This window comes from Candidatus Limnocylindrales bacterium (genome assembly GCA_035559535.1).
Classification (GTDB): Bacteria; Moduliflexota; Moduliflexia; order Moduliflexales; family JAUQPW01; genus JAUQPW01.
In genome coordinates, this window is record DATMBG010000017.1 from 1 (window position 1) to 24,583 (window position 24,583).

20 protein-coding genes and 2 rRNA genes are annotated in these 24,583 nt (G+C 44.0%); 11 read left to right on the forward strand and 11 right to left on the reverse strand.

Going from position 1 to position 24,583, the window contains the following annotated elements:
- A 16S ribosomal RNA gene (locus VNM22_04990) occupies positions 1 to 142 on the reverse strand; the annotation flags it as partial.
- Positions 143 to 402: 260 nt separating this feature from the next.
- Between VNM22_04990 and VNM22_04995 the strand changes: the two genes are divergently transcribed.
- Positions 403 to 1,356 (forward strand): phosphoglycerate dehydrogenase, encoded by a 954-nt coding sequence (locus tag VNM22_04995; GenBank protein ID HWP46496.1) that lies wholly within the window; start codon positions 403 to 405, stop codon positions 1,354 to 1,356.
- A gap of 126 nt (positions 1,357 to 1,482) precedes the next feature.
- Here the strand turns inward: VNM22_04995 and VNM22_05000 are convergent, their stop codons facing one another.
- Complete coding sequence (locus tag VNM22_05000; protein ID HWP46497.1) at positions 1,483 to 1,692, reverse strand: cold shock domain-containing protein; 210 nt, start codon at positions 1,690 to 1,692, stop codon at positions 1,483 to 1,485.
- Between the two features lie 247 nt (positions 1,693 to 1,939).
- On the opposite strand from VNM22_05000, the gene lexA reads away from it, so the two are divergent.
- The 3 genes from lexA (at position 1,940) to VNM22_05015 (ending at position 4,032) form a co-directional block, all read left to right on the forward strand.
- On the forward strand, positions 1,940 to 2,554 hold the full coding sequence (lexA, locus tag VNM22_05005; protein ID HWP46498.1) for a transcriptional repressor LexA: 615 nt from the start codon (positions 1,940 to 1,942) through the stop codon (positions 2,552 to 2,554).
- Between the two features lie 235 nt (positions 2,555 to 2,789).
- Positions 2,790 to 2,906 (forward strand): 5S ribosomal RNA (rrf, locus tag VNM22_05010).
- A gap of 82 nt (positions 2,907 to 2,988) precedes the next feature.
- Complete coding sequence (locus VNM22_05015; GenBank protein ID HWP46499.1) at positions 2,989 to 4,032, forward strand: DNA-directed RNA polymerase subunit alpha; 1,044 nt, start codon at positions 2,989 to 2,991, stop codon at positions 4,030 to 4,032.
- 89 nt (positions 4,033 to 4,121) lie between these two features.
- Here the strand turns inward: VNM22_05015 and hemC are convergent, their stop codons facing one another.
- The 3 genes from hemC to VNM22_05030 form a co-directional block, all read right to left on the reverse strand.
- On the reverse strand, positions 4,122 to 5,060 hold the full coding sequence (gene hemC, locus VNM22_05020; GenBank protein HWP46500.1) for a hydroxymethylbilane synthase: 939 nt from the start codon (positions 5,058 to 5,060) through the stop codon (positions 4,122 to 4,124).
- Positions 5,061 to 5,102: 42 nt separating this feature from the next.
- Positions 5,103 to 5,318 (reverse strand): hypothetical protein, encoded by a 216-nt coding sequence (locus VNM22_05025; protein HWP46501.1) that lies wholly within the window; start codon positions 5,316 to 5,318, stop codon positions 5,103 to 5,105.
- Positions 5,319 to 5,410: 92 nt separating this feature from the next.
- Positions 5,411 to 7,549 carry a DUF3352 domain-containing protein gene (locus VNM22_05030; GenBank protein HWP46502.1) on the reverse strand — a complete coding sequence of 713 codons (2,139 nt, stop codon included), beginning with the start codon at positions 7,547 to 7,549 and terminating at the stop codon, positions 5,411 to 5,413.
- A 582-nt stretch (positions 7,550 to 8,131) separates the two neighbouring features.
- On the opposite strand from VNM22_05030, the gene VNM22_05035 reads away from it, so the two are divergent.
- The 6 genes from VNM22_05035 to hisB all read left to right on the forward strand — a co-directional run bounded on the left by VNM22_05035 (position 8,132) and on the right by hisB (position 14,429).
- Positions 8,132 to 9,781: a long-chain fatty acid--CoA ligase gene (locus VNM22_05035; GenBank protein ID HWP46503.1), complete on the forward strand. Its 1,650-nt coding sequence runs from the start codon at positions 8,132 to 8,134 to the stop codon at positions 9,779 to 9,781.
- A gap of 177 nt (positions 9,782 to 9,958) precedes the next feature.
- Complete coding sequence (locus VNM22_05040; GenBank protein HWP46504.1) at positions 9,959 to 10,345, forward strand: YbjN domain-containing protein; 387 nt, start codon at positions 9,959 to 9,961, stop codon at positions 10,343 to 10,345.
- Between the two features lie 73 nt (positions 10,346 to 10,418).
- Positions 10,419 to 11,111 carry a PspA/IM30 family protein gene (locus VNM22_05045; GenBank protein HWP46505.1) on the forward strand — a complete coding sequence of 231 codons (693 nt, stop codon included), beginning with the start codon at positions 10,419 to 10,421 and terminating at the stop codon, positions 11,109 to 11,111.
- Positions 11,112 to 11,121: 10 nt separating this feature from the next.
- On the forward strand, positions 11,122 to 11,883 hold the full coding sequence (locus VNM22_05050; protein HWP46506.1) for an Hpt domain-containing protein: 762 nt from the start codon (positions 11,122 to 11,124) through the stop codon (positions 11,881 to 11,883).
- A gap of 5 nt (positions 11,884 to 11,888) precedes the next feature.
- Positions 11,889 to 13,556 (forward strand): SpoIIE family protein phosphatase, encoded by a 1,668-nt coding sequence (locus tag VNM22_05055; GenBank protein HWP46507.1) that lies wholly within the window; start codon positions 11,889 to 11,891, stop codon positions 13,554 to 13,556.
- Between the two features lie 285 nt (positions 13,557 to 13,841).
- Positions 13,842 to 14,429 carry an imidazoleglycerol-phosphate dehydratase HisB gene (hisB, locus tag VNM22_05060; protein HWP46508.1) on the forward strand — a complete coding sequence of 196 codons (588 nt, stop codon included), beginning with the start codon at positions 13,842 to 13,844 and terminating at the stop codon, positions 14,427 to 14,429.
- A 115-nt stretch (positions 14,430 to 14,544) separates the two neighbouring features.
- On the opposite strand, the gene VNM22_05065 is transcribed toward hisB, so the two are convergent.
- From VNM22_05065 to VNM22_05090, 6 genes are all read right to left on the reverse strand, one after another.
- Positions 14,545 to 16,137 (reverse strand): protein kinase, encoded by a 1,593-nt coding sequence (locus VNM22_05065; protein ID HWP46509.1) that lies wholly within the window; start codon positions 16,135 to 16,137, stop codon positions 14,545 to 14,547.
- A gap of 289 nt (positions 16,138 to 16,426) precedes the next feature.
- Positions 16,427 to 17,575, reverse strand: coding sequence for a putative sulfate/molybdate transporter (locus VNM22_05070; GenBank protein HWP46510.1), 1,149 nt, complete (start codon positions 17,573 to 17,575; stop codon positions 16,427 to 16,429).
- Positions 17,572 to 18,951: a glycosyltransferase gene (locus tag VNM22_05075; protein HWP46511.1), complete on the reverse strand. Its 1,380-nt coding sequence runs from the start codon at positions 18,949 to 18,951 to the stop codon at positions 17,572 to 17,574. The genes VNM22_05070 and VNM22_05075 overlap by 4 nt, the downstream gene beginning before the upstream one ends.
- A gap of 123 nt (positions 18,952 to 19,074) precedes the next feature.
- Positions 19,075 to 20,391 (reverse strand): glucose-1-phosphate adenylyltransferase, encoded by a 1,317-nt coding sequence (gene glgC, locus VNM22_05080; protein ID HWP46512.1) that lies wholly within the window; start codon positions 20,389 to 20,391, stop codon positions 19,075 to 19,077.
- 152 nt (positions 20,392 to 20,543) lie between these two features.
- Positions 20,544 to 22,955, reverse strand: a complete 2,412-nt coding sequence (lon, locus tag VNM22_05085; GenBank protein ID HWP46513.1) for an endopeptidase La — start codon at positions 22,953 to 22,955, stop codon at positions 20,544 to 20,546.
- A 97-nt stretch (positions 22,956 to 23,052) separates the two neighbouring features.
- A complete protein-coding gene (locus VNM22_05090; GenBank protein HWP46514.1) occupies positions 23,053 to 23,499 on the reverse strand; it encodes an Hsp20/alpha crystallin family protein in 447 nt (148 codons plus the stop codon).
- A gap of 220 nt (positions 23,500 to 23,719) precedes the next feature.
- Here VNM22_05090 and VNM22_05095 point away from each other — a divergent pair, with 220 nt between their 5' ends.
- On the forward strand, positions 23,720 to 24,583 hold the full coding sequence (locus tag VNM22_05095) for a protein-glutamate O-methyltransferase CheR (protein ID HWP46515.1): 864 nt from the start codon (positions 23,720 to 23,722) through the stop codon (positions 24,581 to 24,583).

A 24,583-nucleotide genomic window follows, 5' to 3' on the forward strand; every position in this document is an offset into this window, starting at 1 on the left:
CCCCGTCCCAAAGTCAGGTCACTCACGTGTTACTCACCCGTCTGCCGCTTTACTAGGGAGTTGCCTCCCGTTCTCGCTCGACTTGCATGTGTTAGGCACGCCGCAAGCGTTCGTTCTGAGCCAGGATCAAACTCTCCGTAAACAAACTCTTAAAAAATTAAAAAGTTTGATACGGGGTAGTTACGATCTCACTCAAAGGCTGAAACTTCTTCCGTTCGATTTTCAAAGAGCAACTTACCTTGCACTATTATTATAAGAATCCCCTTTCAATTTGTCAAGAACTTCCTCAAAAACCTGTCTTTGAATTAAATTTTAATAGAAATTCTCTTGCTATAGGAAGATAAAAACCCTAAGGTTCTCTAGAACCTAACCCTATCTTTTATCCTTTGAGGAGGTAACCCTATGATCAAAATTGTAATTCCAGATGATTTCCCTTCTGTTATTTCCGGTACCCCCATGTTGGAGAGGCTTAAACCCTATGGAGAGGTTAAGGTCTGGACGACCAGGCCGGAATCTACCGAAGAGCTTATTCGGCGAATGCAAGGGGCAGAGGTCGTTATTAATATTCGGGCTTATTGTAAATTTACTGAAGAAGTTTTTCAGAAATCTCCCTCCCTTCGACTCATCTCCATTTGGGGAACCGGTGTGGATAATGTAGATCTGGAGGCGGCCCAACGGTACGGGGTCACTGTAACAAATACTCCCAACACCTCCACAGAATCCGTTGCAGAACACGCTTTAGCCCTTATGTTGGCCGTAGCCCGACAGATCCCCCACCTTCATACCCAGATGAAAAAAGGGGTCTGGACCCGGGGTTTTATTACCCAGCTTTTCGGTAAAACAGCCGGAATTATCGGCACCGGAGTTATCGGCCAGCAAACGGCCAGGTTATGCCGTGGAATTGGTATGCAGGTTCTTGCCTGGACCTACCATCCTTCTGAAGAAAAAGCCAGAGAAATCGGGTTTACCTACGTTCCATGGGAAACCCTTTTAAGACAATCTGACGTGATTTCCCTCCACCTGAGACTTTCAAAAACCACCGAAGGTCTGATCGGAAAAAAGGAATTTGGCCTTATGAAACCTTCTGCTATTTTTATCAATACCGCTCGGGGAGCTATTGTGCAAAAAGAAGCTTTACTGGAAGCTCTTAGAGAAAAAAAGATTGCCGGAGCGGGTTTGGATGTTTTTGATAAGGAACCTATCGATCCCGATGATCCCCTCCTGGCATTAGAGAATGTGGTAGTAACCCCTCATTGCGCGCCTTCAAGTCCAGAGGTCCTGGAAAGGGGCCTCAGTATGGCCGTGGATAACGTGATAAGCTATCTGGGTGGGACCGTAAAAAACAGGGTCGTTTAATGGGAAAATAAGTAAGGGGAAAAACAGAGGGTTTAAATAAAATAAAAAATCCCGGCAAAAGTTTATAAACTTTTACCGAGATTCCTCCAGGATTTTATAATAAAATTAAAATTCCTATAAAAACTACTAAGATTGGAGTTTGATTACATTGGCGGCCTGGGGGCCTTTCTCGCTCTCAATGACCTCAAACTCTACGGTTTGACCCTCGCTGAGAGTCTTAAACCCTTCTCCCTGGATAGCTGTATAGTGCACAAAAACATCGGTATCATTTTCACGTTCAATGAAGCCATAACCTTTTGCTTCATTAAACCATTTGACACGTCCTCGTACTGACATAATAACCTCCTGGAAAAAAAACTTATCCTACAATGTATAAACGACATGCCCAGTAAATACAGATTTTAAAATTTGTCAAGAAATTTTTTTTCTTATTAAGAAAATTTTTTACTTGATTTTTGCCTTTTCTTCGTATTAATTAAAGTTAGGATGGTCAGACAGGGAGGAAATAGATAAAGATCCTAAGCTGAGGAAACTTAAGAATCCTCAGGATATTTAAAATATTCTTAACCAAAAGGAGAATACTATGAAAGCCCCGGTTCTCTACAGACGTCAGAGAGAAATTTTAGAATATATTAAAGCGTTTATTAAAGCCAATGATTCGGCCCCTTCTTTAAAAGAAATTGCCGATAACTTTGGACTTTCTTCTCTGGCTACGGTTCATAAGCATTTAGGAGCTTTAGAGAAGAAAGGCTTGATAAGACGAACCAGTCAGGCCAGATCCATTGAAATTATAGAAAGCGATGAGAACTTTGTTTCGCTTCCTTTAAAAGGTCTTATTGCTGCCGGTAAACCCATTGAAAATTTCGATGATCCCCAAGAAACCCTCTCCATCCCCATGGAACTTATATCGGGAAAAGATCCTAAGAAGTTGTATGTGCTAAAAGTTCAAGGAAACAGTATGATTGATGAGTTTATCAACGATGGAGACTATATAGTAGTCGAAGAAAAAAATCATGCCAACAATGGAGAGACGGTGGTTGCTTTCCTCTCCGATGGAGGAGTGACCCTAAAAAAGTACTACAAGGAAAAAGATCATATTCGATTACAACCGGCTAACCCGGAATTAAAACCCTATATTCTGAAAGAAGATGTTCATATCCAGGGTAAGGTGATTGCAGTTTATCGAAAATACAATTGAGGGTTTTGGTTCGGCTTTGGAATCCGGTGCATAGACTATCCCCGGAAGGGATAAAGGGATACTTGACAAATTTTGTTCCTTGCTTTATATTTTACTCCAGGAAAGTAGGCACTTCGTAGATAATTAACTTGGTAGAACCATCTTTTATCTAACCGGTTTTCTTCCTTTCAGGAAAAAAGAGGTCTTCTGATATACAAGAATAAGCAAACACATCAAAACTTTAGGGCAGAAAATTCCCAGTGACTATAACAAAAGGGAAACACCTGTTTCCATTCCAGGTACAGAAGTTAGGTCCTGTAGGGCCTGCGGTCCTATAGGGCGGATTCTGTGGGGAAGCGAGTCGTTACTGGGAATTTTTTTGTTCTTTAGTTTTTAAAGCCTTGTAAAGTCTGCTCATAGGCTTGTTGCCGTGTTAGATAAGGAAAAGGGGATCTATGCACTGGAAAGGTATTCAAAAACCTAAAGAACTTAAATGCGACTATGAAACGTTAACCGGAACATACGGACGTTTCTACGCCGAACCCTTTGAGAGGGGATTTGGAATTACCATTGGAAACTCTCTGAGACGTATTCTCCTGGCCTCTCTACGTGGTATAGCGGTAACCTCTGTCAAGATCGAGGGAGTTTTACATGAATTTTCAACTATTCCGGGAGTTGTAGAAGATGTATCTGAGATTATTCTTAATATAAAGGAGCTCATTTTAAAACCGCGTTCCGATAACCTGGAGTACCCACGGAAGCTCTACCTCAAAGTCTCCAATTCCTCTTCAGAAAGTAAAGAGGTCACGGCTAGGGACATTCAAGGAGATCCGGATATCGAAATCCTGAATCCTGACCTGCACATTGCAACCCTGAGTAAAGAAGGGTCCCTGGATATGGAAATGGAAGTTCAGTTGGGTCGGGGTTATGTACCCAGTGAGCTCAATAAGAGAGAGGATCAGCCCATCGGGGTTCTTCCCATCGATTCTATTTTTACACCGATTAAAAAGGTCACTTATGATGTGGATGCTTCCCGCGTTGGAGGTCGAACCGATTATGATAAATTAACCCTGGAAGTCTGGACCAATGGGACCATATCCCCGGCCGATGCCATTGCCCACGCCGCTAAGATTCTGAAGGATCAGTTAAATATTTTTATTAACTTTGAAGAAGAACCCGAGGTTGAGGAAAAAGAGGTTGATGAAGAAGAGGAGAAATTTAATGAAAATCTCTTGAAAAGCATTGATGAATTGGAGTTATCGGTTCGATCCAGCAATTGCCTGAACAATGCCAATATCCGGACTATAGGAGAACTGGTTCAGAAAACGGAAGCTGAACTGTTAAAAACCAGAAATTTTGGGAAAAAATCCCTCAATGAAATTAAAACGATTCTTGCTGAAATGGGTCTGTCCCTGGGTATGAAGTTAGAGAATTTCCCACCTAAAAATAAAGGAACTTCCAAGAAAAAATCCACCACCAAGGTAGGAACATCTGAATAAAAGAGATGGGGAAGAAGAGGTGAAAGGGAGAACAGGAGAGGGGAGAATTCTTATCTTCCCCTCTCCTGTTCTCCCGCTTTTTTTACTCCTTATTTCCATCGCTCCAGAACCTGGCCGGCACCTTGTGCAAGGAGTCGCTCTGCCAATTGGATCCCGAGTTTTTCTTCCTGTTGGCCGTTTTCCCACTCTCCTACCTCACCACTTACCTGATCCCGAATCATCCATTTCCCGTCTGGTGTACTAATTAGACCTGTTAAACGGAGAATATGGGCCTGTATCTCCCCGTGACAGGCAATGGGGACTTGACAACCCCCTTCTAGCCTTCGTAAAAAAGCCCGTTCTGCTGTAACAACCCGGGCCGTCAAGCTATGGTTCAAACGAGCGACCATTTCATTGATGATCCCATCCTCCCGACGGCATTCAATCCCCAGGGCGCCCTGTCCAATAGCCGGTAAACTAATATGGTAAGGAAGATACTCGGTAATCCTGGCTTCCCAGCCCATTCGTTTGATACCGGCTGCGGCCAAAACAATGGCATCTAAATCCTCCTGCTCCAATTTACGTAATCGGGTGTTTACATTTCCACGAAGGGGAACTATCCGAAAATCCGGTCGATAATGGAGGAGTTGAGATTGTCTGCGCAAACTGCTGGTTCCGATCCTGGCCCCTGGAGGTAAATCGGCTAAGGTTAGATTTCTTTTAGAGATAAGTACATCCCGGGGGTCTTCTCTTTCTGTGATAGCCGGAATCCACAGCGGTTCTGGAATCTCCATAGGGACGTCTTTCATACTATGAACGGCCAGATCAACGCGATTTTCCAGGAGTGCCTCTTCGATTTCCTTAACGAAGAGCCCTTTACCACCCACCCGGGCCAGGGGAGTATCCAACAGGATGTCCCCCCGGGTCTTAATAATTTCCAGAACTATTTTTTGATCCGGGTACAGGCCTTCCAACCGGTTCTTGACCCAGTTAGCCTGCCAGAGAGCTAGCTGGCTCCCACGTGTTCCAATCCTTACAACCGATTTCATATTATCCAACAATAAAAATGGACCCTTTCTTGTTCCGGTCGGTTAAAATTCCCTCATAGAAAATTGCCCATGGAGAAGATCCACAACTTTACGATAGAGTTGAAAGAAATTCCAGTTGGGATTACGGTCCAGCCGGATCCAATACCAGTTGGAAAGACGCATCAGGTTCTTTTTCCGAAATTGTAAACATCGGGTAGGATCGGCTACCTTTCCCAACTTTATGGGACCATTACGGTAACGCGGATAAATCGGTGACACAACTCCGACCTGTGAAGGTAATAACGACCTTCTTATGTTTCTCTTCCTGGAGAACGACCCAGGTCGTTACCACGAACTTTCTTCCTGACGTATTAATCCCTAACTCCAGGCCCCGCAATAAATTCACCATTTTCGATAACAATATCGGCATTAAAACCTTCTCCCCCTTCGACCCCATCTTTTCCCAGGGAGATGAGAGAATAAGTCTGATTGTCCTCTCCAACTTCGTAGATAAATTCATTTCCCCAACCATCCCTAAGGGGAATTTCCGGAAGGTATTTTGGGACCAGCTCTTCTAAGGTTTCCGGCGGTGCACCTTTTTCAGCTATGTAGCTCTCAATGGCCGTCGTCAGAACTCTCATATCGGCCAGGGTCTTGGCCTGCTTGGCATTATCATCGGAGGACTTCAGGGTTGTGGATGATGACAGGGCTCCGACAAGCCCCCCTGCCAGGGCTAAACTCATAAAACCCCCTACCGGGGAATAAGCCTCTGAAACAAATCCATCCTCCCGGGTTGTAGAAACCATCATCATCCCGAATAGGGTTTCGGCTATTTTACTTAACTCGGGGGGCTTCACCTGATCCAGACCCGGCGCGGTTTCTTTCATTTGTTGTGCTAAGGAAGCCATCCCCTTATCGGCTAAAGGAGCCATCAGCTTTAAAATATCTTTAAGATTAATATAAACACGCCCGATTACCTTTTCTTCCGAGAAATGAGTTTTAAGCTCTTTATAATCTGGAGCGTTTGCCAGGGCCGTATCTCCCTTTAAGGCGTGATTGACTTCGCCTATCATGGATTTGGAAAGGCTGAGAACCCAAAAATCATTAATAAACGCATAATTAAGCCGAACCGGAAAATCAGGACTGGGAATATCCAGATACTGAATAGGGGTATCTCCGATCTTGTCTCGCTTAAATTGCAACTGGAGAAGGGTTCCTATTTGCGTAAGGGTCTGTTGAAGGCCAGAAGGATTTTTGAGCTTCAACATAAACAGGAAGGGGAAATTATCCGGAGAAGGTTTCCCACCGGCCGTTAACTCATTTAACCCTTTTACATTTAAAGCCAGAACCACTTCATTTCCCAAATATTCCAGAAGATTTTTCTCTGGATCTAATTTTAATCCATCTCGCAGAAAAGCCAGACCTAATTCAAACTTCTGATATTCTTGCGGAGGCATGGTTTCCTGAAAGACCGTCAGGAGATAGCGCCAGAGTTGTACCCAATTAATCAAGCTACTCTGGTAATAAAGAATATCAGCCGGAATCATAGACTCGGAGGTTATTGAACTTCCTTCTAAATCTTTAAGCATCTGAGTCCAGAAACCCTTCTCAGAAGGATAGGTTTGAATAAAAAACCGATCTTTCAATCCGGCCCCTTCTACCGCTAAACTCCAGCTCAAGGAGTTCAAATTGTAGTAGTCCAAAAATTTGAGGGCTTGCTGATCAGAGGGTTTGCCGGTAGTACGTATCTGCTTTTTAGCCAGATCCAAAACCTTTCGCATATCCATATACAGATGGAATTCGCTTTTATCCCGTGCAATGGCTTCGGCTACTGATTGGTAAGAAGCATTACTGGCCATACTTTTCTTTCCCCCCTGACCGCTCTGAAGGTCGACAACCCTTTTCATCAGGGAAGGTTTTAACGAAACGGCAAAGGTGTTACCCAGAAAAGCATAACTGATGGCTTCTCCTTCTTTATTGGTAAGGGTCGTTAGTGAAACGGTTTTATACTTTTCTGTGGTAACCTGGGTTTGGGAATCCTCTCGCTTAATTTTAGGAAGGATCTTCTTCTCCAGGAGATCCTTCAGTTGATCTTGATTTTTGCTTACATCGGCCAGAATAAGAACCTCCGGAAGGGCTTGTGATCCTTTTTTATTTAATTCCTCCAGGTCTAAGTTCACCAATGCAAAGGTCAGTTTCCCTCCGAAAATATCCAGAAGTTCCGTAGGCTCAAAGCCCATCTCCTCGACAAATTTGGAACGGAACTCCTCATAGCTCTTACTTATTACTTTCCAAAACCCGGAAGTGTTCTCAGATAGCTCTGGGGATTGAAGAATCTTAAAAAGGGCTGTTCCCTGAAATTTCTCCAGGGATTGTTTTAATCCCTGAAAAGAAATCAATCCCAGACTCCCATCAGGAACAAGCCGTTCTAGAGGCTCTTCGGCTATAGAGAGTCCAGATAGCCAAAAGATCAAAATTAAGAATAAAAGACCGGCCGTAAGTTTTTTCATATTTGCTTTTTGAAAGTGGCTCAAGCCTGGCCAGAGAACCTAGCTCCAACCCCCTCAAAAAATTTAGAAACCCTATCTGGTTTTTAGATACTTTTCCTTCTATAAAAATCAATGTTCTCTAAAGGGATAAATATTTCTCAAATCCTTACAAAGGCTTAAAGAGACTTCTTTTAATTTAATTACTATACCTTACGTTTTAAAAAACACAACTTTTTTTAGATATACCTGTAAAGATTTTATTAAAATTCTAATCGATCTGGGTCAAAAAGTCGTCTTCGTACGCCCTGTTCACCTGGGCAAAATCCAGGGACTCAACGGAAAGGAGGGGAGGCTCAAAAAGATACCCCTAAGGACTGCCCTTCTCTCCCAAGGCTTTGGGAAAGGGACCGGGGATGAGGGCAGAGAGGTTTCGGACTTACAAAGAACCTATGAAACGGTGTTATTTTTGACCTTTTCTTTCAAAACGAGTAAAGTTCTTTGGCAAGAGATATGCAAAAATTATCTTCAGGTTATTCAGAAACCCATTTTCCCGGAAAGTGGATTTCTGAGGGAAAAATACTTTTTAAAAGGTGTTGATAAAATATGGAAAAGCCCTGGTTAGCCCATTATCCAGAAGATGTACTTCAAACAATCTCCTATCCGGAGGAATCCCTTTATCAAATTCTTCATCGTTCTGCTCAGAAATATCCCGATCATCCGGCGATTATTTTCTTTGGGAACCGGATAACCTATCGGGAATTGCTTGAGCAGGTAGATCGCCTGGCGACAGCTCTCCATAAGCAAGGGGTTCAAAAACAGGATCGGATAGCTCTCTTCTTACCTAACTGTCCACAAAGTGTTATCGCTTACTATGCGGCCCTCCGACTGGGAGCCATTGTGGTTCAGGTTAATCCCCTTTACGTGGAAAGGGAATTGAAATATCAATTGGAAGATGCCGGGGTGGAGGTTTTGATTGCCCTGGATTTACTTTACCCAAAAATCCGTAATATTCGAGAAACAGTCCCTCTCAGGCAGGTTATTCTAACAAGTATCAAAGACTATCTTCCTTTTCCCTTAAATCGGCTTTATACTCTCAAACAGTTTAAAGATCGAAATCGAGTTAAGATTCGTAAAGAGGAAGAAGTCCTCTATTTGACAGAGCTTATCAGAGAGCATCCTTCGGCACCTCCCAATATAGAAGTAAAACCGCAGGATATAGCCCTTTTACAATATACGGGAGGAACCACAGGAACTTCCAAAGGAGTTATCCTGACCCATCGAAATCTTGTAGTTAATGCCGTTCAGTGCAGGAACGGGCTTCCCAAGCTTCGAGACGGAGAGGAAACAGTTTTGGCAGTTCTCCCTTTCTTTCATGTTTTTGGAATGACGGTTGCCATGAATTTAGCTATTTATGCAGGATTTTCCATGATTCTCCTTCCGCGTTTTGAAGTGGTCAGGGTTCTTAAAGCCATCGATAAGTATAAACCGACCTTCTTTCCAGGAGTTCCAACCATGTATGTGGCCATCAATAATTATCCAAAACTGCATCGCTATGACCTCTCCTCCCTCAAGTTTTGTTTAAGTGGAGCGGCCCCTCTTCCTTTAGAGGTTATGGAACGATTTGAAGCGATTACTGGGAGTCGGATCGTAGAAGGCTATGGATTGACCGAAGCATCTCCCGTTACACACTGTAATCCGGTTTGGGGACTCAGGAAGCCGGGGAGTATTGGATTTCCTTTTCCCGATACCGAGGCAAAGGTAGTAGATCCTGATACAGGGGCTGACCTGCCCGTCGGTGAAATCGGCGAATTGGTTATCCGGGGGCCTCAAGTTATGCAGGGTTACTGGCATCGGGATCAGGAAACGGAAAGTACTTTAAAGGAGGGATGGCTTTTTACAGGTGATCTGGCTAAAATGGATGAAGATGGATATTTTTATATTATAGATCGAAAAAAGGACCTGATTATTGCAAGCGGCTTCAACGTCTATCCCCGAGAGGTAGAAGAAGTGCTCTATGAACATCCCAAAATTCTGGAAGCCGCCGTGATCGGAATTCCAGATCCGTATCGTGGAGAAACCGTTAAAGCCTTTGTTGTTCTTAAAAAAGATCAAAAGGCCACAGAGGAGGAAATCCTGGATTTCTGTCGAAAAAATTTAGCGGCCTATAAAGTTCCTACTCAGATAGAATTTAAAGATCAGCTACCCAAAACCTTGGTGGGGAAGGTATTACGCAGGATGTTAAGGGAAGGATAAACCTGGTTCCTACCCTCTACAGAGGGTTGAAGGAGAAGCAGACAGAAAGGTTAACCGACGTTGTGGAAGAGAGTAGGGACTTTTTTCTTGACTTTTGTTTTTAAACAGGGGATATTTATTTTCTTAAACTCATAAAGGCCATCGATAAAATTTTAAACAAGAAGGAGGAGGTAAAGGATGGTAACCCCACATGATATAGAAATTTATCTGGATGACAGTGGGTTCCCTTTTGAAAGAATCAGTGAAGGGGTTTGGCGTGTAGAATCCCCTGCCAACAAAGTAACCAATATTATTATGAGCGTGGTGGAACCCATTTTGGTTCTACGAATCAAACTCATGCAGGTGCCGGAAAAAAATCGAGAACAGTTTTATGAACATCTTCTTAAGCTTAACGCAAAGGACATACCTCATGGAGCTTTTGGAGTGGAAGACGGCCAGGTTGTTTTGATTGATTCACTTCAAATGGAAAATCTGGACCGTAATGAACTTCAGGCATCCATAGAATCCCTCGCTTTTACGGTAGCTCAATACTATAACGAGCTGAAAGAATATTGTGAGAAGTAGACTTAAATCAAAAAGATAATGGGAAAGAGGCGAGTTCTAGATTCTTACCTGCTTAAAGGGAGGAGAAAAGGATATGGGAATTTTTAAAAGAATGGCTGACATTCTTAAGTCCAACATAAATGATTTGATCAGCAAAGCAGAAGATCCGGCTAAGATGTTGGATCAAATCATCCTGGAGATGCAAGAGCAATTGAGGGATGCTAAAATTCAGGTTGCTAAAGCAATTGCCGATGAAAAAAGGCTCAAACAACAGCTGGATCAAAATCTTGCCCAGGCTCAGAACTGGGAGAGCAAAGCAGTTCTGGCGCTGCAGAAAGGGGATGAGGAACTGGCCAGAGAGGCTTTGAAACGAAAGAAAAGCTATGCAGACATTGCGACGACCCTGGAGCCTCAGTGGAAAGATCAAAATGAAGTGGTGAACAAGCTGAAAGAGAGTCTCCGAGCCCTGGAAGCCAAAATCGATGAGGCCAGAAGAAAAAAAGAAGTGCTTATTGCTCGTCAGAAGAGGGCCGAAGCCCAGAAGAAAATTCAAGAGGTCATGATAGGTATGTCGGATACCAGTGCCTTTGATAACTTTGCTCGAATGGAACGGAAAGTTGAGGAAATGGAAGCCCAGGCGGCGGCTGCCGTAGAACTCAGTACCAATACCCTGGAAGATAAGTTTAAGGCTTTGGAATCCGATGCTGGTGTCGATGCTGAATTGGAGGCTTTGAAGGCGAAGTTAGCCCTCAAGGGAAATACCGAATCAAACCCAAAAGCCTCTTAATGGGATTATAATGAACAAAAAGCTGGATAAAGCCCTGTTTATAAACCATTTTAGAGAAGAAACGACCCGCTACATTCATCAGATCTGTCAGTGGCTCCTTCAACTCGAGAACGATCCCGACAATAACAGGCTTGTCAGCGATGTAGTTCGAGAAATTCGTAGTCTTAAGGGCGCTGCCCGATTATTAGGTTACTATGATATTAGCTCTTTAGCCCAGAAAATCGAAGAAATTGTGGTGGCCGTACAGGTTAAAAGACTGAATTTAAACCGCTCGGTTATGACGGTTCTGGTATACGCCTTAAGCATATTAGATGATCTTATCGAAGGGATTTACCAGGGTATTTCCAAAACACTTGATCTCAACGCCATCCATCGTCTTATCGATACGCTCCTGACCAAACGGGAAATCGATATAACTTACCTTTCGAAAATCGGCGGAAACTTTAAACTATCTTTCAGTAAACCCATGAGTCCATCCCTGCAATCCCAAACAGAAGTCACAAATCGACCTCCAGTACTCTCTCAACCTTCTGTACAGACCTCTGTACAGACCTCATCCCAACCTTCCGTATCGGTTTCAGATTTTATCCCCATTCAGGTAAATGATCTCTATGCGATCCTGGGCCTGGCCCAGAAGTTAGTGACTTTGACCCAGACTCTCAATAAGGACCACGAAGAAGCGCTTCAACTGAGTCAGGCTCTACAGAATCAAATTCTACAGATTCGCCGACGCATGGAAGAATATAAAGAAAGCGGCGGGAATCGAGTCTAGAGATTATGAATACCAAAAAGGTTTTAGTTGTCGATGATAGCCTGATTGTCAAGGAGATCCTGACCTATTTGCTGACCGATCTGGGTTGTGAAGTCATTACTGCACAGGACGGGATTGAAGCCATTGAAAAGGTCTACCAGGAAAGCCCAGACCTCATTTTACTGGATGTTATGATGCCTCACATGAATGGTTATCAGGTTTGCCGATTGCTGAAAGATGATAAAGATACCCGCCATATTCCCGTCGTATTTCTCACAGCCCAGGATCAACCCGCAGACCGATACTGGGGATTTATGGCCGGAGCCGATGAATATCTCATCAAGGATCTGGAACACGAAAACCTCATCGAGCGGATCGAGAGTATTCTGAAACAGGTAGATACGACCGAGGAGCGGGCTCTCCGAAAGAAACCCCGTCAGGTAACCTCTGTGGATATTCTCTCTCAGGTAAATAATTTACTGGACCGTAAACTCTATCAGTCTACCATTGTAAACGAAATCAACCAGCTCGCCGTTTCCATGCAGAATTTTGAGGAGACTTTGAAATCTGTCTTTCAACTGTTAAGTCGAATTATACAATTTCAGATCGGCGTGGTTTCCATCATCGGACCTGATCTTCAAAAAATTTACCTCTACGTCCAGGATACTCTCCATCCTTCTTTATTAAATCAAATAAGTGCCTTGTTCCAGGAAGATAGTAAAAGTAAACAAACTTTCCTGGAGTTAAAAGGTCGTATTACAGAAACCTCATCACTTCGGACCCTTGCCAGCTATTGCAAAGTTCCCCTCATCAGTAAAGGGGGTCAGATTGGAAGTATTCTGCTCGGGGATTCCAAGACGGGGAAGTTACTGGAGGAAGATCAGAACATTCTCAAAATAGCAGCCAAAGAAGCCGCGGTGGTGATCGATAATGCCCGACTCTATGATTACAATGCGCAACTTTACATGGACCTGGAAAAAGAAATCCAGCAAATTTCCAGTATTCAAAGATCCCTCCTTCCCCATACCAACCCCCTGGAGCAATGGGTTGAGATCCAGTCTGTCATGATCCCTGCCCGTGAGGTTGGAGGGGATTATTATGATTACTTCCTCTTAAACGATCACAAACTGGCTATTACCATTGGAGATGTCACAGGAAAAGGAGCACCGGCCTCTCTGCTGATGGCCATGGTGAAAACCGCTCTTCAGGTTAAAGTCAGTATAACTTCTGAACTTCCGGAACTACTCTCCTTTCTCAATGCATTTGTCCGGGATCAACGGGCAGGCCAGTATATGACCTTATTTTTTGGAATTCTGGATTTATCCCACCAGGTTTTCACTTACGTGAATGCGGGTCATAACTTTCCGTATTTAGTCTCTCCATCAACTCAGAAACTCCAATTCCTGGAATCCAGCTTTCTACCCCTGGGACTCGAAAAGTCCGGTAAATATAGGGTTTCTAAACAGAAGATAAACCCGGAGGATTTTCTATTCTTTTATACCGACGGAATCGTGGAAGCCATGGATGAAAACAGGGAGTTATTCGGCTATGAACGGCTGGAAGAGATTCTTCTGAAGAACTGTCGGTTATCTTTAGAAGAGATTAAGCAACACGTCCTGGAAGGTGTTCAGGCTTTCTGTGGAACTGCACCTGTGGGGGATGACAGGACTTTGGTTTTGGTAAGATGCAAATAAAGTTGTAACAGACCCTCATCCCTAGTCCTTCACCCAGGGCTTTGGGACAATGGCCTTAAGTGAAGGAAGGGGCGGTTCATGAACCGCCCGTACTAAGGTTAAAGGCGTCCTCATCCTGTCCCTCCCCCGTTTCACAGGGGAAGGGATTTTGACTGCAACGTTCCTTCCCCTGCGAAGCGGGGGAAGGTCAGAAAGGGGGCCTTAACTTAATGTCGTTGGGGCTTCGGAAGAGGGATCTGGGATAAGGGTGAACAATTCACCCTTCCTTACTTTTGATTGAATTCTATGCGGATCAGTAAAATCGAACGAAATACTTTAGAAACTCAAATAAAGGTGGAACTCAACCTCGATGGTCGAGGAGACAGTATCATTCACACGGGTATAGGTTTCCTTGATCACATGCTAACACTGTTAGCCAGACATGGTCTCTTCGATCTTCAGATAGAAGCAAAAGGGGATTTGGAGATCGATGACCATCACACCGTAGAGGATATTGCCATTGCTCTGGGGCAGGCCTTCAAAGAAGCTCTGGGAAATAAGAAAGGCATCCATCGATACGGTCATGTCCTTCTTCCCATGGATGACGTACTCGTCCTGGTTGCCATAGATCTCAGCGGAAGACCTTACCTGGTCTTCGACGCCAGCTTCCATCGAGATAAGATCGGAGATCTGAGCACCGAAATGATTCCCCATTTCTTTTATTCTTTTACCATGAACGTACTTTGTAACCTGCACATCAAAATCTTCTATGGGGAATCCACCCACCATAAAATTGAAGGAATCTTTAAAGCCTTTGCCCGGGCTTTGCGGATGGCCTGTGAGTTTGATTCGAGGGCTATGGATGCTTTGCCTACGACTAAAGGGGTTTTATAGGGGGCAGGGAAATCCATTGAGGATAAAGTAAACAATCCTTTCTTACCCCAGGCAGCCCCGGAAAGTTTCCAGGAGTGAAAAAAGAGGGATCGACCCTGTAACTGCACTTCCACGCTTAGGTATTCAAGCGTAAATCATCTATCCTCTTCATGGCTTCCATAAGGAGCTTGTGGGTTCCCATTTTAATTCGAGGTTCCCGGGTGAGAGGTTGAGGAATAAAATGGAAAGAGGCCTCTACCCAGGTTGCCAATTCCAGGAAAGCTTTTTCTCCTTGAAGATCTTTAACGGTGGCATCAATAATGTTTCCTTCCTTGATATAAATGTGACCTTCTTCGGTTTCTTTGGAAAACGTGAGGATACCGGTTTTTTGAGCGGCGTGAATGGTTTGAATAAGTTCTCCCAAGCCCATGGCGCTCAATTTCCCGGAAAAGCCTTTGCTGACTTCTTCACCGGCTTTAATGTTGGTTACCCGGAGACGTTGGGCCAGGAGTTTATGAAAGTAACGATTTAAGGCGGGAATTTCCTCCAGTATCTTTTCGAATTCGATTTTCTTAAGCGTGAACAGCTCCGTATAAGTGGCCGCTTTAACGGTAGCCGAAGAAGGTTCTCCAGTAAGTAAAGACATCTCACCAAAACAATCCCCCGGTTTCAGAGTGGCCACCCGGGCTTCCCGAGTTCCCTCTTCGGTTAAAAGGATTTTAACAAAACCTTTTTTAATAATATAGAAGGTGCGACCCAATTCTCCTTCCTGGATAATGACGGCATCTTTATCGAAGCTCTGAAGTTTGAGTTTTTGGCTGATCTTCTTTAAAGATTTACTGTCCAGGTTTTTAAAAATGTCATTGTTCTTTAGAATGAATTCCGGGGAGATCTCTTTTTTATCAAATTCAGAGAACAAGTTTACAAGCTCAGCCGCCGTTTGATATCTCTGCCTGGGCTCTTTAGCCAGCATTTTTAAAATTATACCGTCTTTTTCAGAGGGAAACTTCTCATTGAGGGAAGAAGGTGGGAGGGGATTTCCTTCCAGAATGCTGGCCACCACCGATTTATAATCCTGTCCTTCAAAGGGTTTTCTCCCGGTCAACATCTCATAGAGGATGACGCCTAAAGAGAAAATATCCGATCGGGCATCGGGCGGATTTCCCTGGATCTGTTCTGGGGAAAGATAATACAGGGTATTTCCTTCTTTGGGGGTAATGAGATTATAATCGAAAAAAGATCGGTGCAGCTCAAAATCAGTTATTTTAACTTTCTCTCCATTCCAATAAATATTAAAGGGGTTAAGGAATTTATGGATAATACCCCGTTGATGAACATGTTCCAGAACTCTGCTGATCTGCAACGCAATATCTATAGCCTTCTCGATCGGAAAGGGTCTTTGGGATTTTAATTCATAAGCCAGGGTATTCCAGTCTATATCCTCCATAACGAGGTAGGCAAATTCCGTGTATTCAGTTTCTAAATAAGATTGTCTAAAGAACCTTCCCAGGTCATAGATCTTAACGATCTGGGGGTGTGAAAGCTTATCCGCCAGGATAACTCCCTGCTTAAACCCCTCTCGTATATTATCTTTATTCCGAATGATCGGCGTTATCCGTATAAGGACTTTCTCTTTAAGTACGGAATCAAATCCTCGATAAATGATGGAACGCCCCTCTTTCCGTAATTCTTCTATAAGCTTGTAGCGATCCGTTTGAGAAATGAACATAAAGACTCTCTTTGATTCTATGCCATCCCTTTAATTAATTCTTTAATTAATTCCGGATTTTAAACCGGGGATCTCAAATATTCAACAAAAAGATATAACTTCTCTCGACAGGAGGATATTTTTTCAATTTATTTTGAAAGCGTCAAGGGAAATTTTAGGCAGGTATTCGGAGAAGCGTGGTGTTAAACTCTGGAGCTTTGGTAACAGGCAGGCAGTCCCGGTGATTTTGATCTCCCTTAACAGTCTCGTAGTAGTGACTTGTTTCTAGCCTTCTTAAAGACATGTATTCTTAGACCTTCAGCCACTTTCCTTGGAAGGCATGCCATAGGAATAACCCGACCAGATAGCCTACACCTATATTTACCAGGGAGATCCCGGCGGTGAGAATCATCACGTAGAGATCTCCTTTTTGGAACCTGGACCCTTGAATCCCGGGAATCCTGACGGCCAATTCAAGGCCCCCGAACAGGAGGATCACTCCCAGAATTGGTCGGGGAAAGAGTTTAAAGAGGATGGCTATGGAATCGGCCAGGAAGAGGCCTGTAAACAGGAGAAGGCTCCCAAGGATTACCAGTGCGCCGCCGGTTCGAGCCCCAAAGCGGACATGACCGGCCATACCTCCGGCCCCATGACACATGGGAACCCCGCCAAAGCTGGCTCCTATAAGGTTCATGATTCCATGATCGATGGCGACGGTCCGGACCGTAATGGGTCGATCTGGAAACAGGGTATTATTTTCCTCAACTATTGCAATAATCGCATTGCTTAAGGTTAAAGCGACCTTGGGAATACTTAAGACCAGGATACCGGTCAGGAAATCTTCCCACCTGAGCTGATATAAGGTAAATTGGGGAAGCTGGAAACGGAAAGAAAGTTTATCCAGCTCTTTAAGAAGAACCGGTTCTTTAACTATAGCCAGGATAAAGCCAGAACCCAGAAGCAATAACATCGCCGGGATCCGTTGTTGGGAGAGGAGGATAAAGGTCAGGATGGCTGTAACCCCGGCCAGGAGAAGATCTGTTTCCATCATTTTAATCCCTTCTCGCATGAACCCAAGTCCCAGACCGAGTATAAGGCCCTGGATGACCGGACGACTGGTAATCCTGGAGATCCAGGTAACTGCATCTGTCAGACCCATGATCAGCCATAAAATCCCCATAAACAACCCCGAGACCCAAACCGCACCTGGTGTTATGGCTCCTGGATGGCTGATCACGGCTGCACCAATCAACTTCATGGGTTGAACCGGAATAGGAGTCTTATAATAAAGACCCATTATAATTTTAAAGAATCCAAAGACCGTAAGAATACCTACAGGATTCATCTGGTTAAGGATGATATATCCCATGAGAAAAGGAATGAGAGTGCCTAAATCACCGAAAGCTCCGGCCAGCTCTTGTAAATTATATTTATTTCCTTGGGCTTTCGTGGAGATCATTTTTTCCTGTATTTGACAAAAGGTAACTTCTTCCCTCTTCTACTTAACTGTGTAAGTTCTATTCTATCCTGAGAAGAGTTTGTTTTTAAGTAAAAAGGGCTCTGGGGGAGATCCATCATTCTTGAAAAGAAATATCCACCCAGTAACAAAAAATTTAAGATTAATTTTTGGATTAAAAACCAGCCCGGACTCAGTTTATTGTTCTTTTTATGTCCTGCCAGTTGGCTATAGAGTCGCTCATAGGCATCCAGGGTTTTTTCAAAATCATGATTTTGGATGAACTCTAAACTCTTTTGACCCATCTGTTTTGCAAGTTCCGGATTACTCAAAATCTTCATTATCCGGTCTGCAGCTATCCGACTATCCCCGTGTGGGAAAGTGAACCCATTTACACCGTCCACCACCAATTCGGGTAACGCCATACTCTCCGATGAAACTACGGGTAGGCCGGAAGCCATGGCTTCCATGACCACCAGACTTTGCAGTTCAACAGTACTGGCAGTTGCAAAAAGATTAACTCCATTATAGATTTTCATCAAATCTTCGTCTGGAACTCGGCCGAGAAATAAAACTTTATCTTCAAGGCCGGATCTTCTGGTCAATTCTTTAAGACGGTTTTCTTCAGAGCCAAAACCACAGAGGAACAGTTTTGCCATCATTTTTTGGTTTACTAATTTTAAGGCCTTTATCAAAACGTCGATGTTTTTTTCTTTCTCTAATCTTCCCACAAAAAGAATTTTTTTATCCTCTCCCTCCATACGGTATTTTTTTATCACCTCTTGGACCTCATGGGCCGGTCTGGGTTTGAATTTATTTAAATCTATTCCGTTAGAAATGACCTGGATCTCCTGTTTAAGGCTATTTTCCATCATTATTTTACAGGCTGTTTTAGACGGTGTGGTTATCACATCCACCTGACCGAATACCCCTTTAAAATGTTTCCACGCCAGGGCTCTGAGTTTGTCCTCGATTTTGGGCGGTAAATTCAGGTAATGCACCAAATTATCCGGGTGAAAGTGATTCGTACCGATAACCGGAATGGAGGCTTTTCTGGCATATTCTATGAAAGCCCAGCAGATAAAGAAATGATCCTGCACATGGATAATATCCGGTTTTATCTCCTCCCCCATCGAGGGTATAAAAAAATAGGCAAAAGGTGAAAAATAATAGTGAGGATGAAAAGGAATCGGTACGGAGCTTATCCGGAAGACTTCGATCCGATCCTCTTTAATTTTCTCTATACGAGGGCCATGACCGGAGGAAACCACAAAGATCTGGTAGCCCCTGGAAGCCAGTCCATGGGCCAGGCGATAGGTAGCATAGGCAGAGCCGGTCGTATGGGGATGATAAATTTCCGCTGCAATAAGGATTCTCATATTTTTCTATACCGCACGGACAAATTCTGGAATGGGGGGGGGTTATAGATTGAGCAGCAAATTAATTCCTTTATCAGGATGTTTCAGGGTTTTTCTGGGATAAGATTCTTTTTTTTTCCAGATTTAGAAGGAGTCTTTAGAGACGACGACGATCCCACCTGGACTTACCACGAACTGCTGCCGATCTCGCTCAGGATTGAAGCCGATTTCAAATCCTTCAGGGACGATAACCCCCTTATCCAGTATGGCCCTTCGGATTTTAGCCCGACGACCAATTTGTACGCCTTCCAGAAGAACAGATTCATAAATTTGCGCATAACTGTTAACCCGAACATTGGGAGAGAGAACCGAATTTTGAACACGTCCCCCACTGATGATACATCCTTGAGAGACCATAGAGTTTAGCGCAATTCCCATTCTACCTCCCGGGTAGTCCTCTGCATGGACGAATTTAGGAGGTGGAAATTGTTCTTGATAGGTTCGTATGGGCCAGTTTCGGTCATAGAGATTAAAGAGGGGAGTTACAGAGACCAGGTCCATATGTGCTTCCCAATAGGCATCTAGAGTTCCAATATCTCGCCAATATCCTGCATCCCCGGCGGGGGGATGGGGAGATGGAAATTCCGGGTTATGAATTCCAAAGGGATACCCATAAACCGCGTTTTGCTCCAGCATGGCTGGAACAAATTTCTCGCCGATATCTTGGGTGCAATTTTCCACGGATTCCTCCCGTAACTTTTTAAGTAAAACCTCTGTGCTAAAGAGATAGATACCCATGGAAACCCAACAATAGCCAGCTGATGGGGAGTAAGAAGGTGAGAAGATAGGGGAGTGGGTATCGGTTCCTTCTCTTTTCCATCCTCCTACTGTCTTATTCTCCCACGCTTCTATTTTCTCCGGCGAAGGTTTTTCCTCAAACCATAGAACCTGACCCTGGGGATTTAGCTCCACGACTCCAAATCGGGAAGCCTGCTCCTTTTCTACTTGAGTGACCGCCAGGGTTAAATCTGCTTTTTTTTCCTTGTGGAAAAGGATCATTCGAGAGTAATCCATCTTGTAAACATGATCCCCGGAAAGGATCAGGACATAGGAGGGAGATTCCTTTTCAATGGTATAAATATTTTGAAAAATGGCATTGACAGTTCCTTGATACCATTGTTCTCCAACTCTTTGCTGAGGGGGGATGATATCGATATACTCTCCCAGTTGTCGACTTAGAAAACCCCATCCTTCTTTGAGATGACGATCCAGGGACATAAATTTGTACTGGGTAAGAACATTAATTTTACGGAGGTTGGAGTTAATACAGTTATTGAGAACAAAATCGATGATCCGATAAATCCCTCCAAAAGGGACGGCAGGTTTAGCCCGATCTTTCGTTAGGGGATATAGCCGACTTCCTTTACCACCGGCTAGAATCATGGTAAGAACATCTTTCATACAGAGGGTAAAACGCAAAAGGCAAAAGGAAGTAAGGATTCACCGCCCAGGATGGTTTGAGAGACCCCGGAACCTGGGGACACAGGGATAAGAAAACTCCTTCTGTTCTTTCGTCACCGGGTTTCCGGGAAGAGAGTTCTCACAGCTCAGGGTTAAACAGCTACTTTTGCCTTTGGGTGTTTGCCTTTTGGACTTTGATTTTTCTCCAAGGCAACTTCCAGGACTTCATCCATGGTTTGGACGAAGAGGAATTTAATATCTTTTTTAATATGTTCGGGGACTTCTTCCAGATCTTTTTCGTTTTTCTTAGGCAAAATAACGGTTGTAATTCCGGCCTGTTTAGCGGCCAGGACCTTTTCTTTGATTCCACCGACCGGAAGTACCTGTCCTCGCAGGGTGATTTCACCGGTCATAGCCACGTCACTTCGTACGGGCCGTCCGGTTAGAAGAGAAGCCAAAGCCGTCATCATGGTAACTCCTGCGGAAGGTCCATCTTTAGGGATGGACCCGGCCGGAACGTGGATATGGATATCGTTCTTTTCGTAGAAATCCTCCGGAATTCCAAGATCCTTTGCTTTAGAACGGATGTAACTTAAAGCGGCCTGTGCCGATTCTTTCATGACATCCCCCAGTTGCCCGGTCAGGATAAGATTTTTTCCCCCACGCATCATCGTGGCCTCTACAAACAGGATATCCCCTCCAACGGGAGTCCAGGCTAATCCGGTAGCTATACCGGGGACAGAAGTTCGTTCGGCCACCTCCGAGAAAAATTTGATAGGCCCGAGGTACTGAGGAACTTTATCCGGCGTGATAACTTCCGTGGTCTCCTTTCCCAGAGCGACTTCTTTGGCAACCCCTCGACAGATAGTTGCAATTTGGCGTTCCAGATTTCTTACCCCGGCCTCTCGGGTATAGGATCGGATAATCAAGCGAAGAGCTTCGTCCTCGACTTGGAGATGCCTAGGTTCCAGACCATGGGCTTCCAATTGCTTAGGTAATAAGTGGGTCTTGGCAATCATGAGTTTTTCTTCTTCGGTATAGCCTGGAAGATCCAGCACTTCCATCCGATCTCGGAGAGCCGGAGGAATCGTATCCAAAACATTTGCCGTAGCAATAAACATAACCTTGGAGAGATCAAAGGGAACCTCTAGATAGTGATCTGAGAAAGCGTAATTTTGTTCAGGATCCAGGACCTCAAGCAAAGCCGAGGAGGGATCCCCTCGAAAATCCGTTCCCACCTTATCGATCTCATCCAGCATAAAAACCGGATTGTTGGAGCCGGCTTTGCGAATTCCTTGAATGATACGGCCAGGCAGCGCTCCAATATACGTTCGCCGATGTCCACGGATCTCAGCTTCATCCCGGACTCCTCCCAAGGATACACGAACAAACTTACGCCCCAAAGCTCTGGCGATGGATCTACCAAGGGATGTTTTTCCAACTCCGGGCGGACCCAGGAAACAGAGAATCGGACCTTTCATATCCTTTTTAAGTTTGCGAACAGCCAGATACTCCAAAATACGCTTCTTAACCCGCTCTAAATCATAATGATCTTCATCGAGGACTTTCTGTGCAGATTCTATATCCAGATTATCCTCCGTAGAAATAGACCAGGGCAGCTCCACTAACCATTCTAAATAAGTACGGGAAACGGTATACTCGGCGGCAGCAGGTGGCATTTTTGCCAATCGATTCAGCTCTCTTTCGGCGGCTTCTTTGGCTTCTGGAGGCATGTTGGCTTTCTCGATTTTTTCTTTAAACTCCTCAATTTCAAGGGTTCGCTCGTCTTTCTCTCCCAACTCCTTCTGGATAGCTTTGAGCTGTTCCCGTAAGTAATACTCCCGTTGGCTCTTATCCATCTCCCCTTTAATTTGGGATTGGATCTTTTCCCGAACTTCCATGATCTCCAGTTCTCGATTAAGGAAAAAGGTAATCCGCTCTAATTGTTGCCGAATATCCTGGAGTTCCAGAATTTCTTGTCGTTCCTGGGTCGAGATATTGATACTGGAGGCGATTAAATAGACCAGCTCACTGGGCTCTTGGATATTGAGCGCCATAATTTCAATTTCATCGGAGAGATAGGGAGCCATACTTACGACCTTTTGAAAAAGGCTCCGTACATTCATGGTGAGAGCTTCCACTCGAACGTCTTTCGTATACTGATCTGGAATCGCTTCCACCTTAGCCCGATAATAAGGCTCGGTTTGAATGTACTCCTGGATGCGAATTCGAGAAAGCCCTTGAATTAACAAACGGAGGCTCCCATCGGGCATTTTGATCATCTTTAGGATAATGGCCGCAGTCCCAACCGTATACAGATCTTTAATTTCCGGATTCTCTATCTTGGAATCTCTTAAAGCGGTTACCCCGATGATCCGATCCCCCATCAGGGCATCATCCACCAATTTAATCGAGCGCTCTTTACCCACCACCAACGGTAAAACCATCTTGGGATATAAAACAGAATCCCGCAAAGGAAGTATCGCTAACGCCGGAGGTAAAACAGCCTTATCTTTTTCAGAGGGACCCAAACCAGTTGGTTCGCTGATGCCAGTTTGTTCCATCCTGATTCCTCGTATGTTTTAAGAAAAAATTAGAAATCAGAAGTTAGAAGCTCCTTTCTTCTGACCCCTGACTCCTGGTTATAGAAGTTACGGCTTTTTATTCTGCTAAAATTTCCACTTTCCGACTTACCGGTACATTCTGTTTAGGTAAATGGATCCAAAGGAACCCATCTTTATAAGAAGCAACAATTTTATCGTCCTGGATAGGAATCGTCAGTTTAATAACCCGCTCAAAATAACCAAAATCGATCTCTACCTGGTGCATTTTCTGTCGGGCAACGAATTGAGTCGGATTAATCCGCTTACCTGATATAATTAACAGATCTTTATTAAACACGATCTGGATATCTTCCTTCTTTATACCGGCTATATCTACAAGTACCACAATGTTATCAACCGTTTCATAGATATCTACCAAGGGTTTCCAGACTCTGTCGCATGAAACATTTACGGAACCCATTGCGCGGATATCCTTGATCATCTTCTCCATTTGATTCTGAAGATCCTCAAAATACTTGAGGTTATCCAGGTCTATGATATCCATAACTTGATCTCCTGTTGCATTCTCTGTCTTTAATCCAGGAATGCCTGTGGGGTTTATCCTGTGATTTTAATCAGAAGGTTATAACTACACGATGAAACTAAAATCAGGTTCTGTCAATAGTTATTCTGGGTTCCGGAAGAGCCCCCTGAGTCCTCAAACTTGAAGGATCCTCTGCTTTTCCATTGACAAATTTTAAACTCCTATGCTACAGTCATGTCCCATGACACCGTTGACTCTTAAGGAATTTGAGAAATTTCGCGATCTCATCTATCAGCATACCTCGCTTTTCTTCACGGAAAAGAAAAAGACCTTTTTAGAGAGTAAATTACGGCAACGCATGGAGATGCTGGACCTTTCTTCTTATGAAGCTTATTATCAGCTCCTAAAAGGGGAGAAGGCTTCTTCTAAAGAACTTTCGGCTTTGATAGAAACCCTGGTCATTCCCGAAACTTCCTTTTTCCGAATCCGGGGGCATTTTTTGGAACTCGAACGAAGTATATTTCCCAAGCTACTCACCCAAAAGTCCCAAGAAAGCCAGTCCCTGCCTCTACCTCAAAAACCCCAAATTCGGATATGGTCGGTTGCCTGCTCTACAGGGGAAGAACCCTATTCTATCGCCATGTCCCTTTTAGAAGTCCTTGGAGATCCTGCCGCGTGGAATATTGAGATCCTTGCTACAGATATCAGTAACTCGGCTTTAGCTAAAGCCCAAAGGGGTATTTATTCTAAGGATAAAGTAAAAAAGGTAGAATCCAGATATGTTGACAAATATTTTAAAGATCTGGGAGGGAAAGAGTATCAGATAGCCGCTGAAGTCCGGCGATGGATAAGATTTCAATACCTCAATCTCAGGGATCTGGATAAATTTCATTCTGCAAGTTATGATCTCATTTTCTGCAGGAATGTCTTGATTTACTTTGATCGAAAAGCCCAGGACCTTCTTATGGAGAGAGTGACGAATCTACTTCTTCCGGGAGGTTACCTGTTTTTAGGCGATGCCGAACCCCTCCATACCTTTCCCCAAATTGCAAGAAAGTTTGAATTTATCGAAATAGAAGATGCTATGATTTACAGAAAAAAGTAG